The sequence below is a fragment of the Neisseria sp. P0022.S010 genome, assembly GCF_051956635.1.
Genome location: NZ_JBQCXF010000309.1, coordinates 1 through 3,417, shown reverse-complemented (window position 1 = coordinate 3,417; position 3,417 = coordinate 1). Strand labels below are relative to the sequence as shown.

At 52.8% G+C, this 3,417-nt stretch carries 4 protein-coding genes and 1 pseudogene; 3 read left to right on the top strand and 2 right to left on the bottom strand.

All coding sequences use genetic code 11. The features are described 5' to 3' along the window. Positions 1-146, top strand: a pseudogene (locus ACTHUT_RS15840) (peptidylprolyl isomerase); the annotation flags it as partial. Between the two features lie 114 nt (positions 147-260). Continuing rightward, entirely contained in the window at positions 261-1,070 is an 810-nt protein-coding gene (locus ACTHUT_RS15835; RefSeq protein WP_440419024.1) for an alpha/beta hydrolase, read from the top strand. Between the two features lie 257 nt (positions 1,071-1,327). Here the strand turns inward: ACTHUT_RS15835 and ACTHUT_RS15830 are convergent, their stop codons facing one another. After that, on the bottom strand, positions 1,328-1,960 hold the full coding sequence (locus tag ACTHUT_RS15830; protein WP_070649305.1) for a DUF1269 domain-containing protein: 633 nt from the start codon (positions 1,958-1,960) through the stop codon (positions 1,328-1,330). Positions 1,961-2,177: 217 nt separating this feature from the next. Beyond that, positions 2,178-3,065 (bottom strand): 16S rRNA (cytidine(1402)-2'-O)-methyltransferase, encoded by an 888-nt coding sequence (gene rsmI, locus ACTHUT_RS15825; protein ID WP_070649307.1) that lies wholly within the window; start codon positions 3,063-3,065, stop codon positions 2,178-2,180. Positions 3,066-3,130: 65 nt separating this feature from the next. Here rsmI and ACTHUT_RS15820 point away from each other — a divergent pair. Then, positions 3,131-3,417, top strand: a 287-nt coding sequence (locus tag ACTHUT_RS15820) for a YraN family protein (RefSeq protein ID WP_440419022.1), incomplete at its 3' end; no start/stop codon positions are given.

The window sequence follows — 3,417 nt, the reverse complement described above, 5'->3', positions numbered from 1 at the left end:
AGCTGAACGACGTCCGCGAAGCAGGTACGCCTGAAGAGCGCCAACAAAACGCCGTCCGCCAATACCTGTCCCAACAAAAAGCGCAACAGGCGACCACCAACCTCCTGCGCGAACTGCACAGCAGCTCATACGTTGACGTACGCTAATCGCGCGTATTGTTAAAAAGACAGGAATCCGTACAATAAGGCCGTCTGAAATCCATTGTTCAGACGGCCTTCTCTCCTTTTACTTAAGCAACCCATTGATTAAAGCACCCCATCATGCCCATCCGTCCCAACTGGCAAACCGCCACCCTGCTGCAAGCCGAAGAAACCTCCATTACCTCCGCCCACACCGGCCGCACCTACCGCATTCAAGCCGCGGCACTCGGCGAGCGTCCGGCAGACGGCTATCCCGTACTGTATATCCTTGACGGAGATGCCTTTTTCCCCGCCATCCTCAATATGGCGCAATCCCTGCTCATCAACCCCATCACCAAAAGCCATGCCGCCTGTCTGATTGTCGGTATTGGCTACACCGGCGGCACCATCCGCGACTTAAGCCAACGCGCCCTCGACTACACGCCGCCGCTGCCCGACAGCGCGCCTGAATCCGAACGCAAACAATACGGCCAAGCCGACCGCTTCAGCCGCTTTATTGATGACGAACTCTCCGCCCTGCTCGACAGCAAATACCGCATCGATACCCAAAACCAAGCCATCTTCGGCCATTCGTTCGGCGCACTGTACGGCCTCTATTCCCTATTCACCCGCCCCGAACGATTCCGCCATTATTTGCTGGTTTCGCCGTCTATCTGGTGGCAAGACCGCCGCGTGCTCGATTGGCTGCCCGACACTTTGCCGCAAAGAATCGGCATCCGCCTCGGCGCAGGCGAACATGAAGGCAGAAACAACCGTCCCGACCAAACCAGCCGCGGCATGGTCGCACAAGCCAAAATCCTTGCCGGCACTTTGCACCACCTCGGCGCGGATGTCCGCTTTACCCTCTACCCCAACGCCAATCACGGCAACGCCCCGTTTTACGCCCTGACCGACTGCATCGAATATTTGCGCGGCGCATGGCAGCGTTGAAGCAGGTTTGCCAAACATTGAGGCCGTCTGAAACGCAAACACCAAAGCGTATTGAACCTATTGGATCAATCTAAAATCCAATTATAAAAAGGCCGAGACCTTTGCAATAACATAGGTTGAGACCTTTGCAAAGGCCTCGGGGCATGAAAAAGGGAGAGGCTACCTGAAAAATAGATTTTCAGGTAGCCTCAAACTGGTTTGGCATGCATCCGAAACGGAAAATTTGAGCGGTTACATACCTTGGGTTGGTGGCAGTGTTATTTCAACTTGGCTGCCAATTTGTCGAATTTTTGTTTGATGTCGGCCTTGAAGGCTTCCACTTTCCCTTGGCGTTCGGCTTTGCGTTCGGCTTTGCGCTGTTTTTTCCACGCTTCGTGTGCCTGACGTGCCACTTCTTTCTCCGCTTCTATTGCTGCCAATACCTCCTCTTGGGCAACGGCTGCATCTTGCCGGAGAATAACGGTTTTGAAACGGTGGAAGAAAGCATCCAATATAGCTTCGTTGAGTTCTTGCGCCAAAATAATGATTGCAGTACTGCCGTTATCCAGTTTTTTGGCTGCATTTTCCAGCAACGCCCCCTCTCCCAATGTTTGGGCAGTGCCTACATCACTGCCGATGAGTGCGCCAGTAGCTCCACCCAACAGAACACCGATAGGACCGCCGAGGATGCCGACCAGTGAACCAATGAGGCCGCCCGTCCATGCGCTTTCGGCCGTATTGGCGGTAAAGTCGGTGCTTTCTGCTGGGATAATCAGACCATTTTCCTTTTTAACCAAAACGGCTTGTGCCACCAAAGCATCTGTTATCTGCGAGTAAGCTTTCAATTCAGAAAAGGCTTGATAAGCTTCGCTGGAGATGTCGAATAAGGCAACGATGATGTTTTGTTTCATAAGTCCACTCCCGTAGATTGAAAGATTTAAGAACATACTAGTTGTATGCAGTGTCATTGTAAATTACAAGGGGGGGGGGAGCAATGCGGCAAACAGAACTTTACCTATATAAAGCCTGTAGAACCGGCAAACGGATAACGAACAATACCCAGCCTTACCTGTAGGAAATCGTCGCGTTGTTTACACCACAGGTTGAGAGAAATAAGCCTACAAGACCTCAAGCGTCGTCTGAAATCCGTTTCCACTCCAACGCTAAATCGTACAAGGTTTTTTTGCTTTCGCCGGTAATCTTGGCGGCAAGCTCGGCTGCTTGTTTGGTCGGCAACTCGGCCGCAAGGATTTTCATGGTGTTTTGCGCCGCCTCGGGCAAATCGCTGTGTTTCTCTTTCACCGCAGGGTGCAACACCAGCACCATCTCGCCACGCGTTTGGTTACTGTCGTTTTTGAGGGCGGCTTGGATTTCGGCAACCGTGCCGCTGAGGAAGGTTTCAAACGTTTTGGTGATTTCGCGCGCCAATGTCAAACGGCGTTCGGGGAACTGCGCGGCCATATCCGCAAGGCTTGCTTCGATACGGTGCGGCGTTTCAAACATCACAATCGGAAAATCGGCTTCCGCCCATTTGGCCAGCAGCTTTTGGCGTTCGCCGGCCTTAGGCGGCAAGAAACCGTTGAAGTAAAAATCGGATTCCGTCACACCGGCCACGCTCAATGCCCCCATGACCGCGCTTGCGCCGACCACAGGCACCACTTTAAATCCGGCTTCGCGCACGCGGGCGGCAAGTTTCGCACCGGGATCGCAAACCGCAGGCGTACCCGCATCCGAAACTTGGGCGACGCTCAGGCCGTCTGAAAGATGGGCGATGATTTTATCGGCCATTTGCTGCTCGTTGTGTTCGCGCACGCTCACGAGTTTGCCCTGAATGCCGTACGCACTTAAAAGCTGGGCGGTAACACGGGTATCTTCGGCGCAGATAATGTCGGCCTTTTGCAGAACGGCCAGCGCGCGCAGCGTTATGTCGGCTAAATTGCCGATGGGTGTGGCGACAACGTATAATATCTGTTTTTCGATGCTGTCGACGGCTTTTTGCAGGTGTTTTGTGTACATAGATTCAAGGCCGTCTGAAACGGCGTCTCTTTAAAAACAATGATTATATAACGGGTAAACTTTTCATGCGCTTAAACCACAAACAGGGGGTGGCGGCCGAAGATGCGGCACTGGCGTTCCTACAGGCCAAAGGCTGCTCGCTGCTGGCACGGAACTGGCATTGTGCCTACGGCGAAATCGATTTAATCGTCAAAAACGGCGGTACGATTGTGTTTGTTGAAGTAAAATACCGCAAAAACCGAGGTTTCGGTGGTGTCGCATACAGCATCTCGCCGTCCAAATTATTGAAATTGCAACGAAGTGTAGAGTATTATCCTGTCTCTTCTACCCATCTGACGCTGCCGACGACGGA